The sequence below is a fragment of the Microvirga flavescens genome (genome assembly GCF_003290125.1).
Lineage (GTDB): Bacteria > Pseudomonadota > Alphaproteobacteria > Rhizobiales > Beijerinckiaceae > Microvirga > Microvirga flavescens.
Genome location: NZ_QMKH01000005.1, coordinates 59,837 through 77,991, shown reverse-complemented (window position 1 = coordinate 77,991; position 18,155 = coordinate 59,837). Strand labels below are relative to the sequence as shown.

Genomic DNA, 18,155 nt, shown 5'->3' with positions numbered 1-18,155 from the left:
GAAAGGACTACCCGATGATTACGGGCACCGTGAAATTCTACAACGAGACCAAGGGTTACGGCTTCATTCAGCCTGACAACGGCGAGAAGGACGTGTTCGTCCACGCCACCGCTCTGGAGCGCGCCGGCATCCGCAGCCTTCGCGAGGGCCAGAAGGTCTCGTTCGACACGCAGGAAGACCGTCGCACCGGCAAGGTCGCCGTCGGCAACATTCAGGCCGAATAAGGCCACCTTTTGCGCGGCGGTACGCTGCGCTTTCGTACGGGGGGCCGCGTCTTTCGGGTGCGGCCCTCTTCCATTCGCAAGATCTGCGAGAAACTGCGTCTCATGGGCGCCATTGGAGAATAGTCATGTTCGCTTTCAGAAAGGCCACTCCCGCCAAGTCCGTCATGTTCGCCGTCAGCTTCGATGACGGGCGCACGGCGTATTTCGTGGTGCCGAACCATGGGGGCCCAAGCGAAGACTATCTCGTTCTTGCGATTGCGAAGGAGCAGCAGGAGGCCGGTCAACTCCCCGAAGGCCACATCACGAGCGTCCGCCGCGTGCGCTGAAGAATTTTTTCAAATCAGGGATGCCGCTTCACGCTGATGGTGCGGATGGGCTGCCTCGCCGGTGACGAAAAGCCCCCAAGGCCACAGGTGCAAAGTTTGCGGGATGTGCTATAATCCCTCTCCATTCATGAAGACTCTGTGGTGTAACACGCCGTTTCGGCCATTCGCATCAGGTGCGGACGGTGCGCGGCCTATCATTCGGTAAGGACATATTTTGCAGGTACTCGTTCGCGACAACAATGTTGAGCAGGCGCTCAGGGTTCTCAAGAAGAAGATGCAGCGCGAAGGCGTTTTCCGTGAGATGAAGCAGCGGAAGTCTTATGAGAAGCCCTCGGAAAAGCGCGCTCGCGAGAAGGGCGAGGCTGTCCGCCGTGCCCGCAAGCAGGCCCGCAAGCAGGCCATTCGCGAGGGCCTGATCGCCGCACCCAAGCCGAAGCCCCGCTTCGCCGGCGGCCCCCGCCGCCCGGCTTCCCCGAGCGCCCCGCCGCGTTCGGAAGGCTAACGGATTTAAGATTTCAGAACGCCGGGCCAGTGCCCGGCGTTTCTTTTTGGGCGGCAAGGCCGGTGGCTAAGTAAGTCTTGGGGCCGCACAGCCCGCCTAGCGATGGCAATGACGGTCACCGGTTTTCCGGTTTGTGTGACATCCATTCCTGTCCAGCCCTCCCCCGTGCGCTAAGGCCTGCGACAGGGTGAGAAGCGAGAGAAGTGCTGCAAGGGCCAGTTTCATCACGTGCGGGTCCTTCGGGCTGGATGAGCCTATCATCTAGCAGTAGCCGTCTTTCAGTTTAATTCTACTTTAGGTTGTTTTGTCTCTATCCAGCATGGGCCGCGGTGCCGGGAAGCGCTGGCGACGGCGCGGTCTGATCGCAGAAACAAGAAAAGGCCCGGTGCGAAACACCGGGCCTTTCTCGATAGGGTCTCGAAGGAGGCTATTAGTCGAACTTGTAGTTCAGGCCAGCGCGCACGACGCCGAATTCGGCATCGCGACGGCCCGAGTACACGCCGCCGAGAGCATAGTTGCTCTTGGTGTCGAGGTTCACGTAGAGGCCTTCGACCTTGGCGGTGACGTTGTTGGTGAAGGCGTATTCGACGCCAGCGCCGAGGGTGTAGCCGCCATTGGCGTCGCGGTTGCGGCGATAGCCGAGGAGCGCATCGGAGCTCGAGTTGCCGCCAATGTCGCCGTAAGCGAAACCGCCGGTGCCGTAAACGAGGGCGCGGTCGAAGGCGACGCCGGCGCGGGCGCGGATGGTGCCGAAGTAGCCGTTCGAGTCACCGCGGTAGTAGATCGGGCCGTAGTAGCCGCCCTTGTTGCCGACCGAAGCGTACTGCAGGTCCGTCTCGGCGCCGATCACGAACATGCCGATCTGGTAGTTGTAGCCAACCTGGCCGCCGCCCGTGAAGCCGCCGGTCTTGCCGCTGCCGACATAACCGAAGGCCGGGTCGTAATGACGGCTCGTGCCGGCGTTCCAGCCGTAACCAGCGTTCAAGCCGGCGTAGAAGCCGGTCCAGGTGAAGGCCGGGACGGCGTTGTACACCGGAGCCGGAGCGCGGCGCGACGGGAGGTCGGCGGCGTTGGCCGAGGAAGCGGCAATGACGATGGCGGCGGTGCCGGCGAGCAATCCGAGAAGGGAGGTACGCATAACGATTCTTCCGTACTTGATATTGAATTTCACGAGGCAGTTGTCTGCCCGCTGCGATCGGATACTTAAGTTCGCGAACAAAATAACACAATGCGTAAGTTTATCTCTCTCGGACTCGTGCTTTACGAAGTATGAATACTTAACGAGCCGTTTACCATAACCCATCGGATAAAGTTGCATTGCCGTCCTGGCCGTGCGTCTATCCGCGCGCTTGTTCAGCCCACGAACTGAAAGCAAGCAACGAGGACACTTGGCCCTGCCCGAAAAGGCAGGGCCTTTTCTTTTGGGCCTCTTGTCCCTTCGTGGGCACTGGCATCTTGCGCGGCTCCGCGTGGCGCTATACGCGCTGCAGGCGTGCTTGCGCACAGCAGCAGATACTGGAAATCAAAACCATAGTGCCGAACGAAATCGCCCAGGCTCATCGTCTTGCCGAAAAACTCGACGCGAGGCTTCTCGCGGCGGCGAGCGCGACCGCCGTCCTGCAGGCCTGGTGCGAGGAGTTCGGAATTGGTGAAGGTGCGGTGATCGCGCGATGCTCCAGTCGCATTCCGTCCGCCGACGATGAAATGTTCGCCGATGAATGGCTCGGCGTCGGGGCGGAGCCGCGCTCCTACCGGAAGGTGCGTCTGATGCGGGGAGGGGTGGTGCTGTCGGACGCGGAGAACTGGTTTCTCCCCCAGCGCCTCACCGCCGACATGAGGGCAGCACTGGCGGAGACGGAGACGCCCTTCGGGACCGTCGTCAAGGCGCTCAAGCCGACGCGCGAGACGATCCTGTCGCGGATCTGCTTTTCTCCGGATGAAAAGGCCCTGCCGGACGTGATCCTCGAGCACCGGGCATTGCTGCGGGATGGCGCGGGGGCTCCGCTCGCGGTAGTCAGGGAGCACTACCGGGCCACGCTGCTGCGGACCCGGTAGCCGCTCTTTTCAACAAGCTCTAGCGGAAGCGGTCCGTCCAGATGGACTGGATGGGGCGGACGCTATGGTCGAGCCAGGTCTTCGCGGTTTCCGCGACATCCTTCCAGTGCGTGGCCGCCGTCTCATAGACATGCCGGACACCGCCCGCCTGGACGCGAAGAGCTTCCGAGACGGAGGGCGCGCTCAGGGTGGAGCGCCACAGATCGAAAGCTGCCTCGTTCTGAGCACGAAACGCGGCGAGCACCTTGTCGTTCACGGCAAGGGCGCCGCTCGTGGTCGCGTTTGCGGCTTCCTTCAGGGCGAGGCGCAGGGCCTCGCCGGATTGCTCGATGGCGGGTTTGTGGGCGGCGGCGACTTTCGGTGCTGCCTTGGAGGACTTGGCGAGCTTGGAGGGCTTGGCGAGAGGTTCTTCGGTCTTCGCTTTGGGCTTGGCCTCCTTCGCGACAATCTTCGTCTTGGCTGCCGCCTTCGGAGCAGGCTTCGGCTTGAGCGGGAGAGGAACAGGAGGGGCCGGCTCCACGGCTACCGGCTTCTGGGCGACAGGGGCCGCCGTGGAGACGGTGACCGGTTCCGGGGGCAGGGCGCTCTTGAGCGGGCTCGCCTTGGCGGCGATAGGCGCCTTCGGGCTTAGGCTAGGCTTTTTGGTTTCGGCCATGATCCTCTCCTGGCTGAAGACGGAGGCTTTCGCTTATTTCTTGGTGGCTTGCTTGATGGCGGATTGCGCCATGGCCCCGAGTTCCTTCACCTGCGTCTGCATGGCTTCGAGCTGGGTGCGGACGAACTCGGCCTGATGCTGGGCGGCCTCATTGATGTCCTTGGAGCGGACGAGCTTCTGGGCGAGATCGAACGCCGCCGCGATGTTCTGCTCGGCGTAGGCGAAGGTCTTTTGCGTCACGTCCTTCGCGCTGCTCTGGACGGTGCTGGCGGAACCTTCGAACGTCTCCGCCGTCTTCTGGGCGGCTCCAAGAAACCCGTCGATCGCCTTGCGGGCTTGTTCGACGCTCTTTTCCGCAAAGTCGCGCATCTCGGTGGGGATCTCGTAGCTTTTGGTCTTCTCGGACATGGAACTCTCCTTGCAGCGTAAGCATATTGTGCATTGCAATATTTGATTGTGCAATGCAAAAATTCAAGGCTTGGCCTTTCGATTAACCTTAGCAAGCGGTAAATATGGCAGAGATGCCGTCTGGACAGGCGCGCGGGCCAAGAATGGTCTAAAACCTCTGAAAGTTTTAATTGTGAGGCAGGTGGGGGCGGAGCCGTTCATGACGGATAGTCCGAACCGATATGAGAGCATGATCGCGCGGCTTTCCGCCGATCCCGCATTTGCGACCTTGGCGAAGGCGAATCCCGGCATTCTGGTCTGGGACGTTTTGGCGGAGCGCATCCTGTGGGCATCGAACGTGGCCGCGGGGCTGCGCAATGCGCTTGCCGATGCCGCAGGGCGGGTCGATCCCTCCCTGAAGGCGCGCGAGAGACTTAAAGCTCTTGCCTCCGGCCTTGCCCCGAGCCAGGGCATGCGGCTCGAGCGCCTTTGGCTCGATCCTGATCGCCTTGCCCCGCCGATCACCTGCGCCTGCCGGATGGCGACATCAGAAGGCGGTGAACCCGTGCTTGTCACGGCGATTATCGGTGCGCCGCCGAAGGGGCTCGAGGCTCCGCGCGAAGCCGAGGTCGCGCCGCCGCCAGTTGCCCCCGTCAGGGAAGTTGCCCCTGCACCCGTACGGCGGCAGGAGAAGATCCGCTTCGTCTGGCAGGCCGATGCTGAAACGCGCTTCATCCATGTTTCGCCGGAGCTGGCCGAGGTCGTCGGCCCCATGGCGGGAGACGTTCTGGGGCAGACCTGGGGCGAGGTTTCGCGATCCGTTGTCGAGGACCCCGAGGGCGTAATCGCCTCCCTCCTTGCCCGGCACGAAACCTGGAGCGGACGCTCGATCTTCTGGGCCGCCGATAACGGCACATCGCAGATCCCCGTCGATTGGGCCGGAATGCCTGTCTTCGGCGCGGACAAGACCCTCATCGGTTTTCGCGGTTTCGGCGTGCTGCATCCGGGTGCGGCGCGTGAGCGGCAGGGCGCGCCCGTGCGGAGCGAGCCTGAAGCGGTGCCGCCTGTTCCGGAACCGCAGGCCGTTGAGGCCGAGATCGAGGAGCCGCCTCCATCCGAGCCGGAGGAGGACAACTGGTTCGCCATCCTGCAACAGCAGGTCGCCGCCTCCCTGACCGACAACGCCATTCCTGAAACGACATCCGGTGCGCGTGCGTCGGGTACGTCCGTGGTGCCGCCGGCGCCGAACCGCCCGCAGCCCGAGGCGAGCGGCCTGTCGAATGCCGAGCGCAATGCATTCCGCGAGATTGCCCGCTCCCTTGGCGCGCGCATCGGGGAGGAGCGTGCGCCGGAGCCAGCCGCCCCGCCACCGGCGCCGGTCGCCGAGGCTCCGCAAGCGCCAGCGCCGGAAGCTGCGCAGCCGGAAGAGGCACCCGCGCCGCGTCCGCCGCTGGTCGATCCGGTTCTCGACCGTCTGCCCAGCGGCATTCTGGTGCATCGTGATGATGAGCTGCTGTTTGCCAATCGCGCGCTCCTCGAAATCGCGGGCTTCGCCGATGCTGATGAACTCGTCGCCGCAGGCGGGTTCTCCCGCTTGTTCAAAGGCGGAGCCGCGCAATTGCAGGCGAAGGAGGAGGGTGCGCCGCTTTCTCTCTCCAACCGTCACAATGAAAGCATCGCCGTCGATGTCCGCGTGACGCCGGTTGAATGGCAGGGCAAGCCTGCGAACCTTCTGCTCGTTCGCCGCATTGCCGAGCCGGATGCGCCGCAGCGCCTGCGCGCGGCGGAAATGGATCTGCAGGTCAAGGACGCGCGTGTTCGCGAGCTTGAATCGATCCTCGACACGGCGACGGACGGCGTGATCGCTCTCGACGAGACGGGCCGCATTCTCTCCATGAACCGCTCGGCGGAGGCTCTGTTCGGCTACGACCAACGCGAGGTGGTGGGTGATGCCATCACGGTTCTGCTCGCGCCCGAAAGCCACATCGTCGCGCTCGACTATCTTGAGGGCCTACGCACCTCCGGTGTCGCAAGCCTTCTCAATGACGGGCGCGAGGTGCTGGGCCGCGTGCGCCAGGGCGGAACCATTCCGCTCTTCATGACAATGGGTCACATCCATGACGGCCCGAACCGCAAATTTTGTGCCGTCCTGCGAGACATCACCGCCTTCAAGAAGGCGGAAGGCGAACTCGTCGCCGCCAAGCGCAACGCCGAGGAAGGCTCCGCGCAGAAGTCAGATCTTCTCGCGAAGATCAGCCATGAAATCCGCACGCCGCTCAACGCCATTATCGGCTTTGCCGAGGTGATGCTGGAAGAGCGCTTCGGTTCCATCGGCAACGAGCGTTACAAGGATTACCTCAAGGACGTTCACGCGTCCGGCGCGCATGTCATCTCGCTCGTCAACGATCTCCTCGATCTCGCGAAGATCGAGGCGGGGCGCATGGATTTGTCGTTTACGAGCGTCAACCTCAACGATCTGGTTTCCTCCTGCTGCGCGATGTTCCAGCCGCAGGCGGCGCGCGATCGTATCGTCATACGCACGAGCTTTGCGCCAAAACTTCCCGCCGTCGTCGCGGACGAACGCTCTCTCCGGCAGATCGTTCTCAACCTCGTGTCGAACGCGATCAAGTTCACCGATGCGGGCGGGCAGGTGATCCTCTCCACGGCGTTGACGGATCGCGGCGAGGTCGCCTTCCGTGTGCGCGATACGGGTATCGGCATGACCGATGCCGAGATCGAAGCCGCCCTTGAACCCTTCCGCCAGATCGCGACGGCGCACAGCCGCGGCGGAACGGGCCTCGGTCTGCCGCTGACCAAGGCGCTGGTGGAAGCCAATCGCGGTGCGCTGCAGATTTCCAGCAACCCGAACGAAGGCACTCTGGTCGAAGTGATCTTCCCGCCCACCCGCGTGCTGGCGGAATGACAAAGCATGATCAGAACAAGTGGAAACCGGTTGTTCGCCCGGATCATGCGGCAAATATAAAGAATCTAAAGATTGATCGTATTCATGATCAATCTTTAGGAGTTTGACCTTTGCTGTGTTTGTGCTCGAATTTGCGCACGACACCGAAGGAACCCCATGTCGACCTATCGTCTCGATAAGCTTTTGTCTCCGCGCTCGGTCGCCGTCATCGGCGCGAGCCCGCGCGAGGGTTCCGTCGGGCTGACCTTCCTGCGCAACCTTCGGGAGGGCGGCTTCGAGGGCGCGATCTATCCGGTCAATCCGCGCCACAAGGAGATCGACGGCAAGCCGTGCTTTGAGAAAGTCTCGCGCCTGCCGGAGGTGCCGGATCTCGTCATCATCGCCGTTCCGCCGGAAAAGGTGCCCGATCTCGTGGATGAGGCGGGCCGCACGGGAGCTGCCGCCGCCATCGTCGCAACCGCAGGCATGAGCTATGGCCCCGGCAGCCTCGCGGATCGCGCCCGCATCGCCGCCCGCAAGTATGGCATGCGCCTGCTCGGCCCCAATTGCATCGGCGTGATCGCTCCGCGCGCACGGTTGAATGCGAGCTTTGCCTCGCGCAGCGTGAAGGCCGGCGATCTTGCGTTGATCTCGCAATCGGGCACGGTCGCAGGGGCTATCGTCGAATGGGCGGGACATCGCCGCATCGGCTTTTCGGCGATGGTGTCGCTCGGCGACAAGGTCGACGTGGACTTCAGCGATTGCATGGACTACTTCGCGGCCGACTCGGCGACACGCGCGATCCTTCTCTACATCGAGTCCATTACGGATGCGCGAAAGTTCATGTCCGCCGCGCGAGCCGCCGCACGCACCAAGCCGGTCGTCGTCATAAAATCCGGCCGCCATGCGCTTGGCGCGAAGGCTGCTGCCACGCATACCGGCGCGCTTGCGGGAGAAGATGCGGTTTATGACGCCGCCTTCCGCCGCGCCGGGTTGCTGCGCGTGCTCGATCTCGACCAGCTTTTCGCTGCCGCCGAAACGCTCGGGCGGCAGAAGCCGTTTCCCGGCAATCGCCTCGCCATTCTCACCAATGGCGGCGGCATCGGCGTTCTCGCAGTCGACCGTCTCATTGATCTCGGCGGCCGCCTTGCCGAGATTTCCGACGAGACGATGACGAAACTCGATGCGATCCTCCCCGCATCGTGGTCGCACGCGAACCCTGTCGACATCGTGGGCGATGCGGATGCCGCACGCTTCGCACACGCGCTCGAGGCACTGCTGGCGGACCCGGAGAACGATGCCATTCTCGTTCTCAACGTGCCGATGGCGCTGGCCGGAGCATCGCAGGCAGCGGAAGCGATTGCGGATGTCGTCAAGAAAGATCGCGCGAAGAGCTATCGCAAGAAGCCGGTCTTCACCGCATGGCTGAGCGAGGATGAAGCCTCCTCGCGCATTTTCGAAGCGGCACAGATTCCGCACTACACCACCGAGGCTGATGCCGTGCGCGGCTTCCTGCAACTCGTCCGTTACCGCGATGCGCAGAGCGAACTGATGGAAACGCCCGACGACCTGCCCCACGATTTCGCGCCCGATGTGGTGGGCGCGCGGGCGGTCGTCGAGAAGGCCATTGCCGAGGGGCGAACGTGGCTAGACCCTCTTGAGATCAACACACTTCTCAGCGCCTACGACGTTCCCTTTGCATCACTCACGCTTGCGAAAACGGCGGAAGAGGCCGTCGAGGCCGCCCGTCCCATTCTGGCCGAGGCGGGAGCGGTCGCTCTCAAGATTCTCTCACCGGACATTCTGCACAAGACGGATATCGGAGGCGTCAAGCTCGATCTCACGACGGAAGCGGCGGTGATGAGCGCGGCGTCAGACATTCTCGATCGCGCTGCGCGCCTTCGCCCGGATGCGCGGGTTACGGGCATGATCGTGCAGCCGATGATCCGGCGTCCCAAAGCGCGCGAACTCATTGCCGGTCTCGCCGATGATCCGTCCTTCGGTTCCGTCATCGTGTTCGGGCGCGGCGGCACCGCCGTCGAAGTCATCAACGACAAGGCGCTCGCGTTGCCGCCGCTTGACTTGAAACTGGCGGACGACCTGATTGCGCGAACGCGCGTCTCGCGCATCCTGAAAGCTTATCGCGATGTGCCTGCGGCTGACGAGACGGCGGTGGCGCTCGTTCTTGTAAAGCTCGCGCAGCTCGCCGCCGACATTCCCGAAATTCGCGAACTCGATATCAACCCGCTTCTGGCAGACCAGGACGGTGTGATTGCCGTCGACGCCCACGCTGTAGTGGCTCCGCTTGCGCCCAACGAACGAAAGGGGCATCCGCGCTTCGCGGTGCGGTCTTATCCCAAGGAGTGGGAACGCCGCTTCTCGTTGCGCGACGGGCGGCGCATCTTCGTGCGTCCGGTGCGCCCGGAGGATGAGGGTGAGTTCCTGCGGTTCTTCCAGCAGATCACGCCGGAGGATTTGCGCCTGCGCTTCTTCGCGCCCGTGCGCGATTTCAACCACGCCTTCCTGGCGCGTCTCACGCAGATCGATTACGCCCGCGCCATCGCCTTCGTCGCCTTCGACAACGCCACCGGCGACATGATGGGCGCGGTGCGCCTTCTTGCCGACGCCAATCACGAGACGGGCGAATACGCCATTCTCCTGCGTTCCGATCTCAAGGGCATCGGCCTCGGCTGGGAGCTGATGCGCCTCATGATCGAGTGGGCGAAGGTGGAAGGGTTGCATGAGGTGGAAGGGCAGGTGCTGCGTGAAAACACCGCCATGCTCGACATGTGCCGCAAACTCGGCTTTGCGATCCGCAACGATCCCAACGACCACGATCTTCTCATCGTGACGCTGCCAATCTCGGCCATCGATGAGACGGCGCTGCAGCCATCATAGAGTCTGGATCGGCCTCTAAGGGAGCGGCTTCGTCAAAAGCGAGCGAAAGGATTCGGCGGAGACATCCTCCGCCTTATCTGCTTTCCAGGCGATATCGGAGATACGCCAGCCTTTGGCTGTCTTTGCAAGCTGGTAGGTGATCTTCATCGGCGCACCGAAATTATTGAACGCCGCGATGACCTCAGCCCGCTCGAGGCCGTTCTCCGTCACGGCGATGTCAAGTTTCGAAATCTCGAAATCCTGCCCGCCGACGAAGGGATCGAAATCGATGCGCCCGACTTCACCGTCGGATTCGCGTATGTCTTTCAGAATGAGCTGTGCAAGGCTCTGATCGAAGTAGCGTGACGCTTTAGGCGAACGCCAGTCGAGGCCGTTGGCATTGTCGCCTGAATAGGCCTTGTAGATTGAAGCAAGAAATTGCTTGGCGCTCGGCTCTGCCGCGAATGCCGGCGCTGTCAGCAGAAAGAGTCCCGCAAGAGTCAGAAGACCGGGCTTCAGCCACGCAAGGGGGAATGCGGTGCGCATGGGATCTCTTTCGGGTGCGGTGATTGATACTGGAGGGCCTGCCGCGTGGCGGCGACCTTATTGGTCGTCCTTCACGCCGCCGACATGTTTCTGCGCGTAGAGCTGGACGCCGAGCTGCTCGATGAGGTTGAGCTGCGTTTCCAGAAAGTCGATGTGGCCTTCTTCATCGGCCATCAGTTCCTCGAAGAGGTTCTTTGAAACACGGTCGCCGACGCTCTCGCAGTATTGGGCGGCTTCAAGATAAAGCGTGCGCGCGTCATATTCGGCGGCGAGGTCGCATTCGAGAATCTCTTTCACCGTCTGGCCAATGCGCAAGGGATCGAGCACCTGCAGATTGGCGAAGCCGTCGAGAAACAGAATGCGCTCGATGAAGCGATCTGCGTGGTGCATCTCCTCGATGGATTCCTTGCGCCACGCCTTCGCGAGATCCTTGTAGCCCCAATTGTCGAGAACGCGGAAATGCAGCCAGTATTGGTTGACGGCCGTCAGCTCGCTGCGAAGCCCCAGGTTCAGATAATCGATAACCTTCGGGTCGCCCTTCATCGCTGCCTCTTTTGTCCATCGTCCTTAAGCGGCGGCATTATCCAGGACAGCTCCTCGCCGGACAAGATGCTTTATCGTATCAGGCGGCGTCGCTCGTGAGTTTGCAGCAGCCGCGCGTGCACAGGCTCGGCTGTTCCGCTGAGGCCGCATTGAGGGCTTCATCCATGAGCGCGCGGATCGTCCGCACGCAACGTCCGCATTGCGGACTGCAGCCCAGGCATCGGTAGACCTGGGCCGGCGTGCGTGGGCAATCGGGACCAGGGTTCAGACAGGCTTTGACATCGCCGTCCGAGAGGACGTTGCAGGAGCAGACAATCATCGGGATAGTTTAGAAGTGTTAAAAACAGTAGCCTTTTCATAGACTTAATGTGCTTCTTGTCTTTGGCCAAGCCACCGCTGCTGCGCCCCGATGTCGCGCTGGCATGACCGCCTGTGAGGGAATGTCAGGGCAGCCGCTTGAACAGGCCCGGATAGTCGAGCACGAAACCGTCCTCATCAACGGGAAGGTCGGCGGTAAAGCCGCTTGTCAGGGACTGGAAGCGGTAGGCCCTTTCGCCGAGCGCGGTGTAACGCTGATGCGCGAGGGAGACGCTGAGTTCCGGCACCGTGACGTAGCAGAGGCGGACCTCGCTGCTGTCCCCCGCTTGCAGGCCGAGCCGGCGGATCGGCAATGTGTTGGTGAGGGGCGAGGCTTCGATATCGATGTCGATGCAGCCTTGAAGGTCCGCCCGTTCCGCACCGTTCACATGCCATGTTCCCTTGCCATTGCTTTCAAGGTGCAGGCGATGGCCGGACGTCGTCTTGAGGCGCGCTTCGCGCAGGCGCCACTCGGAATCGACGCGCAGGCGATAGGCGAGGGCGAATTTCGTCTCATCCTTCCGGCCGATCACGACACCCGCAAAATCGATGCCGCCATCCGCCGGAGAAACGTCGACATGCTCCATCCCGGCCTCGGCGCTTTCCCACGCGGACCAGCGGATGGTGCGAAAGATGAAGTTCGAGGACATTTTTGGCGATCAGGCTAGTCGCGTACGATGACGACATGCACCCGGCGCGGACCGTGCGCGCCCAGCAGCAGGGTCTGCTCGATGTCGCCCGAACGTGAGGGGCCGGTGATCCAGTTCACCGTGCGTGGCATGCTGCCCTTGCCGAAGGTGAAGCGAACCTTCGACCAGACGGCCTCATAATCCCCTGCGATGTCCTTGGCGGACACCACGATGATGTGGTTGTCGGGGAGGAAGTTCAGCGTCGAGGGGTTTTCTGGCCCCGAGATCATCACGAGCGAACCGGTTTCGGCAACACCGCCATAAGCATGGCTGACGGCGTTGAGGTCTTTGCCGGCACTCGGCCCGTGCGAGATTTCGAGCGAGGTTTCTCCCCAGGGCATCGCCTTCAGGCGCAAGTCCGCGCCCATGCGCAAGGTGGCGGGCAGGTTGTGATCGCGCAAAAAGGACGCGACGGATTGCGGCACGTCGGCGGGCGAGGAAACTTCCGTCACCGTGGCAAGCGAGCTTTCAACCTGCGCCTTGAACAGCGCGATCCGCTCCTCGCCGGAGACCTGCCCGCGTGCGGGGATGAGCCCCTTCGGCGCGCGCTCGAGGCGTTCTTCCGCGATCTGCGTGCGGATCGTCTCGCGGCCTGTTACACCGAGCGAGCGGCGGATGTTGCTGAGAATGTCGTCGCGGGCGCTCATGCTGCCATCCTCTTACGCATTGTTGCCGCGCTCGCGCTTCCAGCGCGCCTGGAACGTTTCGCCCTGCGGCGCCGGGAAGTCACGGCTCTTGGTCCATCCCTTCGCGAGAGGGAGCCAGTTGAAGCGGCCCTTGCTGCGACCCGCCCATCCCAGGCTTGCCATCGCGGCGCGGGTGACGAGGCGGTAGAGCGCGGGGCGCTTTGCGAAGAAGCCCCAGAACGCGAGGCCCGAACGAAATGTCGCCGGCGACAGATGGTGCTCGAACTCGCGGTCGCGCCAATGGCGCATGAGCTTGGGCAGCGGAATGCGAACCGGGCACACGCTCTCGCAACGCCCGCAGAAAGTGGAGGCGTTGGGCAGATGCCCGGCCTGATCGACGCCGATCAGGGACGGCGTTAACACCGCGCCCATCGGGCCGGGATACACCCAGCCATAAGCGTGTCCGCCGACGGCGTGATAGATCGGGCAATGGTTCATGCACGCGCCGCAGCGGATGCAGCGCAGCATCTCCTCGAAGCTCGTGCCGAGCATGGCGGAGCGGCCATTGTCGATGAGGACGACGTGATAATTCTCAGGCCCGTCCGCATCGCTGGAGCGGCGCGGGCCAGTCGAGAACGTGGTGTAGACCGACATTTCCTGACCCGTCGCCGAGCGCGCGAGCACACGCAGGATCTGGCTCACGTCCTCAAGCGTCGGCACTACCTTTTCGATGGAGGCCAGAACGATGTGAGTCTTCGGCAGGATCTGCGTGAGATCGCCGTTGCCTTCGTTCGTCACGATGACGGAGGTGCCGGTTTCCGCGACGAGAAAGTTCGCGCCCGTGATGCCGACATCCGCCGCGAGGAAACGCTCGCGCAGCACCGTGCGCGCTTCGGTGAGAAGCTGCACGGGTTGGGAAAGATCGCGGTTCGGATCGAGGTCCTTGTGAACGCGGCGGAAGTCCTGCTCCACTTGGCTTGCGTTGAGATGCACCGCCGGCGCGATGATGTGGCTCGGCAATTCGTGCCGGAGCTGGATGATGTACTCGCCGAGATCGGTCTCGATGGGTGTGACGCCGTTCGCTTCCAGATGCTCGTTGATGCCGATTTCCTCGGCGATCATCGACTTGCCCTTGGTGACGGTACGTGCGTTCGCCTCGCGGCAGAGGGAGAGGACGATGGCGCGCGCTTCCTCGGCATCGCGGGCAAAGTGCACCTGCCCGCCGGAGGCCTTCACCTTCGCCTCATAGGCTTCGAGATAAAGATCGAGATGGCGAAGGGTGTGGTTCTTGATGTCCCGCGCGGAATCGCGCAACGCCTCGAACTCGGGCAGGTTCTCGACGGCCTTGCGGCGCTTGTCGATAAAGCCCTGCTTCACGTTGCCCAAGGCGCGCTGAAGTTGCGTGTCGCTTAAGGCGCGCGCGGCGTTCTCCTTGAATTGCGGGGACGTGGAATGAACGCTCATCGGATCGTCCTCATGTCGCAGCTTGCGGCTTCGCCGCGCCGATAGGCGGCTCGTCCGTCATGCCGGCGAGCACTTCGGCCACATGACGCACGGCGACAGGCTTGCCGTCGCGGGTGAGCTTGCCCGCCATGTTCATCAGGCAGCCGAGATCGCCGGCGAGAAGAGTCGGCGCGCCGGTCGCCTCGATGTTCTTTTCCTTCGCCTCGACGATGGCCGCGGAAATGTCGCCGTACTTCACGGCGAAGGTTCCGCCGAACCCGCAGCAGACATCGCTGTCGGTCATCTCGACAAGTGTGAGCCCCTGCACGGATGAGAGAAGCGTGCGCGGCTGGCTCTTGACGCCAAGCTCGCGCAAGCCAGAGCAGGAGTCGTGATAGGTGACCTCGCCCTCGAAAGCAGCGCCCACCTTCGTGACGCCGAGAACATCGACGAGGAAGCTCGTCAGCTCATAGGTGCGGGCGGCAAGCTCCTCGGCCTTGGGACGCCAGTTCGGATCGTCGTCGAAGAGTTCCGGATAATGGGCTTTGATCATCCCCGCGCAGGAGCCCGAGGGCGCGACCACATAATCGTAGCCACGAAAGGCCTCGATCACCTGTTCCGCAATGGCCCGCGTCGTGGCACGGTCCCCGGAATTGAAAGCTGGCTGTCCGCAACAGGTCTGCGACGGCGCCTCGACGCGGCAGCCGGCATCCTCAAGCAGTTTCACGGCAGCAAAGCCGATGGAGGGCCGCATCAGATCGACCAGGCAGGTCACGAAAAGGCCGATGCGGAGGTCTCTGGGTTCTTGCCGAGACTTTGAGGTCGAGTCCTGTGTCACTCTTGAAGTTCCTGGCTGTCGCGGAGGGTTCGCCGTGCTTTTATGGAGCTTTCTTGCCGGAGGCATCGAACTGCTTGAGATAGGCGAGGAGATCGTTGACCTTCTTCTCGTCCTTGATCCCGGCATAGATCATCTTCGTCCCAGGAATCTTCTTGCGCGGGTCCTGGATGTATTCGCGGAAGGTCGCCTCGTCCCAGGTCAAATGGGAGTTCTTGTTGGCGTCGGAATAAGTATAGTTCTCATAAGTCCCGGCGGGCCGACCGATGATCCCGTTGAGCACCGGGCCGACGGCGTTCTTGGCCCCTTCGCCGATCTGGTGACAGGCCTTGCATTGAGTGAAGACCTTCTCGCCGGCCTCTGCGTCCTGCGCCTGGGCAGATCCCAAGCCTGCCAGAACGAGGGCGGCTGAAAGGAGGAAAAGACGCATGATACTAGGCTCCTGAAAGCTGGATGAAGAAACTATCTTAGAGATATTCCACAGTGTTGGAAAAGCCAACGCGAAGGCGCTAGAACCTCCGTCGGAGAGGCGGGCGCGGGAAAAGAGCCGGGCCGGGCCTTAAGGAGACGTCATGGGAATCGCATTTCCGCAGCCGGATCAGGCCATTCTTGCGCGCCGCGAGGAAATCCTGGCCGGCCTTGCCCGGCTTGTCGCTCCGGAAGCGCTGATCGTCACTGAGGACGAGCGCCGGGCCTTCGAGACGGACGGGCTGACGGCCTATCGCCAGATGCCGCTTGCCGTTGTGCTGCCTTCCACCACGGCGGAAGTCTCGGCCGTGATGCGGTTTTGCCATGAGAACGGCGTCAAGGTCGTGCCGCGCGGGGCGGGCACCTCTCTGTGCGGGGGGGCCATTCCGCAGCAGGATGCCATCGTGCTCGGCATCGCCAAGATGAACCGGGTGCTGCATATCGATTTCGCCAACCGCACGGCCCGGGTCGAAGCCGGCATCACCAATCTCGCCATCAGCCAGGCGGTCGCCTATGAGGGCTTCTTCTATGCCCCCGACCCGTCGAGCCAGTTGGCCTGCACCATTGCCGGCAACATCGCCATGAATTCCGGCGGCGCGCATTGCCTCAAGTATGGGGTGACGACCAACAACCTGCTCGGCGTGACGATGGTGCTGCTCGACGGCACGGTGGTGACTCTCGGAGGGGAACACCTCGACAGTGCAGGCTACGATCTTCTTGGCCTCATCACCGGCTCGGAAGGGCAGCTCGGCATCGTGACCGAGGCGGTGGTGCGAATTTTACGCGCGGCGGAAGGAGCGCGCCCCGCGCTTCTCGGTTTCGACAGCGTGGAGGATGCCGGGGCCTGCGTCGCCGCCATCATCGGCGCGGGCATCATTCCCGTCGCGCTGGAGTACATGGACCGCCCCGCAATCAAGATCTGTGAAGCCTTCGCCCATGCGGGCTATCCGCTCGACGTGGAGGCCATGCTGATCGTGGAGGTTGAGGGATCGGACGCCGAAATCGACGACATGCTCCGCCGCATCGTCGCCATCGCAGAGCCCTTCAAGCCAAAGACCGTCAAGGTCTCGCAATCGGAAGCGGAAAGCGCCGCGATCTGGAAGGGGCGCAAGTCCGCCTTTGGCGCGACGGGCCGCGTGGCGGATTACATCTGCATGGATGGCACGATCCCGACCGGCCAGTTGCCGCAGGTGCTCAAGCGTATCGATGAGATCGCCAAGGCGCATGGGCTCGGCGTCGCCAACGTGTTCCATGCGGGCGATGGAAACCTGCATCCGCTCGTGATGTTCGACACCTCGAAACCGGGCGAGATGGAGAAGGCCGAGATCGTCGGCGAGGAAATCCTCAAGCTTTGCGTCGAGGTCGGCGGCTGCCTCACCGGCGAGCACGGCGTGGGCATCGAGAAACGGGACCTGATGACCTTCCAGTTCAACGAGGCCGACCTCGTGCAGCAGATGCGCGTGCGCGGCGTGTTCGATCCGCTGTGGCTGCTCAATCCTGCGAAAGTGTTTCCCCTTCAGGGGAGGCTTGCGGCGTGACGATCTTTACTCCTCGCGACGAAAACGACGCGGCGACCATCATTGCCGATGCGTTCGGCAAGAAAACGACGCTCAGTGTTTTCGGCAGGAACACCAAGGCGGCGCTTGGACGCCCGATCACGACAGATGCGAGCCTGTCCACGGCGGGCCTTACCGGCATCACGCTTTATGAACCGGCTGAACTCGTCATCTCGGCCCGCAGCGGCGCGCCTGTCTCCGAAGTCGTCGCGGCGCTTGCCCAGAACGGACAGGAATTGTCCTTCGAACCGATGGACTATGGTCCGCTGCTTGGTGTCGGAGGAGAGCCGACGATTGGCGCGGTCGCCGCTCTCAACCTTTCCGGGCCGCGGCGCATCATGGCAGGCGCGGCGCGCGACAGCCTGATCGGCGTGCGTTTCGTCAACGGGCGCGGCGAGGTCGTGAAATCCGGCGGGCGTGTCATGAAGAACGTCACGGGGCTCGATCTCGTGAAGCTGATGGCGAACTCCTGGGGCACGCTCGGCGTTCTCACGGAAGTGACCTTCAAGGTTCTGCCGAAGCATGAGCGCATGGCGACGCTCGTGCTGCGCGGGCTCGATGACAGGCACGCCATCGACGCTATGTCGAGCGCGCTCGGATCGCCTTTCGACGTGACCGGCGCGGCGCATCTTCCGGCCCCCGATCTGCAGGGCGCGCGCACGTTGATCCGCCTCGAAGGTTTTTCGGTTTCGGTCGATTACCGCCTCACCGAAATGCGGCGTCTGCTCAAACGCTTCGGTACTGGGGATATTCTGGAAGGCAAAGCGGCTGAAGCCCTGTGGGCCTCCGTGCGCGATGCGACGGTCCTTGGCGATCATGACGAGCGCGCGATCTGGCGCGTTTCGAGCGGGCCGACGCGTGGACCGGATGTCGCTGCCCATCTCGCCAAGGCACGCGATGCGCGCTGGTTCTACGATTGGGGCGGCGGCCTCGTCTGGATCTCGACGCCTGCGAGCGGCGATGCGGGCGCCGCGATCATCCGCGAGGCGACGCGGGAATTCGGTGGGCACGCGACGCTCGTGAAAGCGCCGGAAGCGCTCCGCGCGAGCATCGATGTGCTGGAGCCGCAGAGCGATGCCGTGATGGCGCTCTCGCGCGGCATCAAGACATCGTTCGATCCTGCGGGGATTCTCAATCCCGGCCGCATGTATGCGGGGATCTGAC

At 62.9% G+C, this 18,155-nt stretch carries 20 protein-coding genes; 8 read left to right on the top strand and 12 right to left on the bottom strand.

The annotated features are described in order from the left end of the window. The first annotated feature begins 14 nt into the window (after positions 1 to 14). The 3 genes from DQW91_RS11220 to rpsU all read left to right on the top strand — a co-directional run bounded on the left by DQW91_RS11220 (position 15) and on the right by rpsU (position 1,052). Positions 15 to 224, top strand: a complete 210-nt coding sequence (locus tag DQW91_RS11220) for a cold-shock protein (RefSeq protein WP_112663738.1) — start codon at positions 15 to 17, stop codon at positions 222 to 224. A gap of 125 nt (positions 225 to 349) precedes the next feature. Next, positions 350 to 550, top strand: coding sequence for a hypothetical protein (locus DQW91_RS11215; protein WP_112663737.1), 201 nt, complete (start codon positions 350 to 352; stop codon positions 548 to 550). Between the two features lie 214 nt (positions 551 to 764). Beyond that, positions 765 to 1,052: a 30S ribosomal protein S21 gene (gene rpsU / locus DQW91_RS11210; RefSeq protein ID WP_112663736.1), complete on the top strand. Its 288-nt coding sequence runs from the start codon at positions 765 to 767 to the stop codon at positions 1,050 to 1,052. Positions 1,053 to 1,148: 96 nt separating this feature from the next. On the opposite strand, the gene DQW91_RS17310 is transcribed toward rpsU, so the two are convergent. Both DQW91_RS17310 and DQW91_RS11200 read right to left on the bottom strand, forming a co-directional pair. Next, positions 1,149 to 1,277: a YHYH domain-containing protein gene (locus DQW91_RS17310; protein ID WP_112663909.1), complete on the bottom strand. Its 129-nt coding sequence runs from the start codon at positions 1,275 to 1,277 to the stop codon at positions 1,149 to 1,151. A gap of 205 nt (positions 1,278 to 1,482) precedes the next feature. Next, positions 1,483 to 2,190 carry an outer membrane protein gene (locus DQW91_RS11200; protein WP_112663735.1) on the bottom strand — a complete coding sequence of 236 codons (708 nt, stop codon included), beginning with the start codon at positions 2,188 to 2,190 and terminating at the stop codon, positions 1,483 to 1,485. A 395-nt stretch (positions 2,191 to 2,585) separates the two neighbouring features. Here DQW91_RS11200 and DQW91_RS11195 point away from each other — a divergent pair, with 395 nt between their 5' ends. Then, positions 2,586 to 3,107 carry a hypothetical protein gene (locus tag DQW91_RS11195; RefSeq protein ID WP_157961426.1) on the top strand — a complete coding sequence of 174 codons (522 nt, stop codon included), beginning with the start codon at positions 2,586 to 2,588 and terminating at the stop codon, positions 3,105 to 3,107. A gap of 19 nt (positions 3,108 to 3,126) precedes the next feature. Here the strand turns inward: DQW91_RS11195 and DQW91_RS11190 are convergent, their stop codons facing one another. Next, positions 3,127 to 3,762 carry a phasin family protein gene (locus DQW91_RS11190; protein ID WP_112663733.1) on the bottom strand — a complete coding sequence of 212 codons (636 nt, stop codon included), beginning with the start codon at positions 3,760 to 3,762 and terminating at the stop codon, positions 3,127 to 3,129. A 33-nt stretch (positions 3,763 to 3,795) separates the two neighbouring features. Next, a complete protein-coding gene (locus DQW91_RS11185) occupies positions 3,796 to 4,170 on the bottom strand; it encodes a phasin (RefSeq protein ID WP_112663732.1) in 375 nt (124 codons plus the stop codon). A gap of 199 nt (positions 4,171 to 4,369) precedes the next feature. On the opposite strand from DQW91_RS11185, the gene DQW91_RS11180 reads away from it, so the two are divergent. Beyond that, the gene (locus tag DQW91_RS11180; protein ID WP_112663731.1) at positions 4,370 to 7,072 is read left to right on the top strand and encodes a PAS domain-containing sensor histidine kinase; all 2,703 of its coding nucleotides are present in this window, start codon (positions 4,370 to 4,372) and stop codon (positions 7,070 to 7,072) included. A 156-nt stretch (positions 7,073 to 7,228) separates the two neighbouring features. After that, a complete protein-coding gene (locus DQW91_RS11175) occupies positions 7,229 to 9,949 on the top strand; it encodes a bifunctional acetate--CoA ligase family protein/GNAT family N-acetyltransferase (RefSeq protein WP_112663730.1) in 2,721 nt (906 codons plus the stop codon). Between the two features lie 15 nt (positions 9,950 to 9,964). Here the strand turns inward: DQW91_RS11175 and DQW91_RS11170 are convergent, their stop codons facing one another. From DQW91_RS11170 to DQW91_RS11135, 8 genes are all read right to left on the bottom strand, one after another. Continuing rightward, complete coding sequence (locus DQW91_RS11170; RefSeq protein WP_112663729.1) at positions 9,965 to 10,474, bottom strand: DUF3828 domain-containing protein; 510 nt, start codon at positions 10,472 to 10,474, stop codon at positions 9,965 to 9,967. A 57-nt stretch (positions 10,475 to 10,531) separates the two neighbouring features. Further along, the gene (gene bfr, locus DQW91_RS11165) at positions 10,532 to 11,017 is read right to left on the bottom strand and encodes a bacterioferritin (protein WP_112663728.1); all 486 of its coding nucleotides are present in this window, start codon (positions 11,015 to 11,017) and stop codon (positions 10,532 to 10,534) included. A 79-nt stretch (positions 11,018 to 11,096) separates the two neighbouring features. Next, positions 11,097 to 11,336 (bottom strand): (2Fe-2S)-binding protein, encoded by a 240-nt coding sequence (locus DQW91_RS11160; protein WP_112663727.1) that lies wholly within the window; start codon positions 11,334 to 11,336, stop codon positions 11,097 to 11,099. A gap of 124 nt (positions 11,337 to 11,460) precedes the next feature. Next, positions 11,461 to 12,024: a putative glycolipid-binding domain-containing protein gene (locus DQW91_RS11155; RefSeq protein ID WP_112663726.1), complete on the bottom strand. Its 564-nt coding sequence runs from the start codon at positions 12,022 to 12,024 to the stop codon at positions 11,461 to 11,463. A gap of 14 nt (positions 12,025 to 12,038) precedes the next feature. Then, positions 12,039 to 12,710 carry a LutC/YkgG family protein gene (locus DQW91_RS11150; RefSeq protein ID WP_112663725.1) on the bottom strand — a complete coding sequence of 224 codons (672 nt, stop codon included), beginning with the start codon at positions 12,708 to 12,710 and terminating at the stop codon, positions 12,039 to 12,041. Between the two features lie 12 nt (positions 12,711 to 12,722). Further along, a complete protein-coding gene (locus tag DQW91_RS11145) occupies positions 12,723 to 14,153 on the bottom strand; it encodes a LutB/LldF family L-lactate oxidation iron-sulfur protein (RefSeq protein WP_112663724.1) in 1,431 nt (476 codons plus the stop codon). Positions 14,154 to 14,163: 10 nt separating this feature from the next. Beyond that, positions 14,164 to 14,970 (bottom strand): (Fe-S)-binding protein, encoded by an 807-nt coding sequence (locus DQW91_RS11140; protein WP_281024027.1) that lies wholly within the window; start codon positions 14,968 to 14,970, stop codon positions 14,164 to 14,166. 40 nt (positions 14,971 to 15,010) lie between these two features. Continuing rightward, positions 15,011 to 15,397 carry a c-type cytochrome gene (locus DQW91_RS11135; RefSeq protein ID WP_112663722.1) on the bottom strand — a complete coding sequence of 129 codons (387 nt, stop codon included), beginning with the start codon at positions 15,395 to 15,397 and terminating at the stop codon, positions 15,011 to 15,013. A 142-nt stretch (positions 15,398 to 15,539) separates the two neighbouring features. Here DQW91_RS11135 and DQW91_RS11130 point away from each other — a divergent pair, with 142 nt between their 5' ends. Together DQW91_RS11130 and DQW91_RS11125 are read left to right on the top strand one after the other, a co-directional pair. After that, on the top strand, positions 15,540 to 16,973 hold the full coding sequence (locus DQW91_RS11130) for an FAD-linked oxidase C-terminal domain-containing protein (RefSeq protein ID WP_112663721.1): 1,434 nt from the start codon (positions 15,540 to 15,542) through the stop codon (positions 16,971 to 16,973). Continuing rightward, positions 16,970 to 18,154: an FAD-binding protein gene (locus tag DQW91_RS11125; RefSeq protein WP_112663720.1), complete on the top strand. Its 1,185-nt coding sequence runs from the start codon at positions 16,970 to 16,972 to the stop codon at positions 18,152 to 18,154. Before DQW91_RS11130 ends, DQW91_RS11125 begins: the two co-directional genes overlap by 4 nt. Position 18,155: the final 1 nt, after the last annotated feature.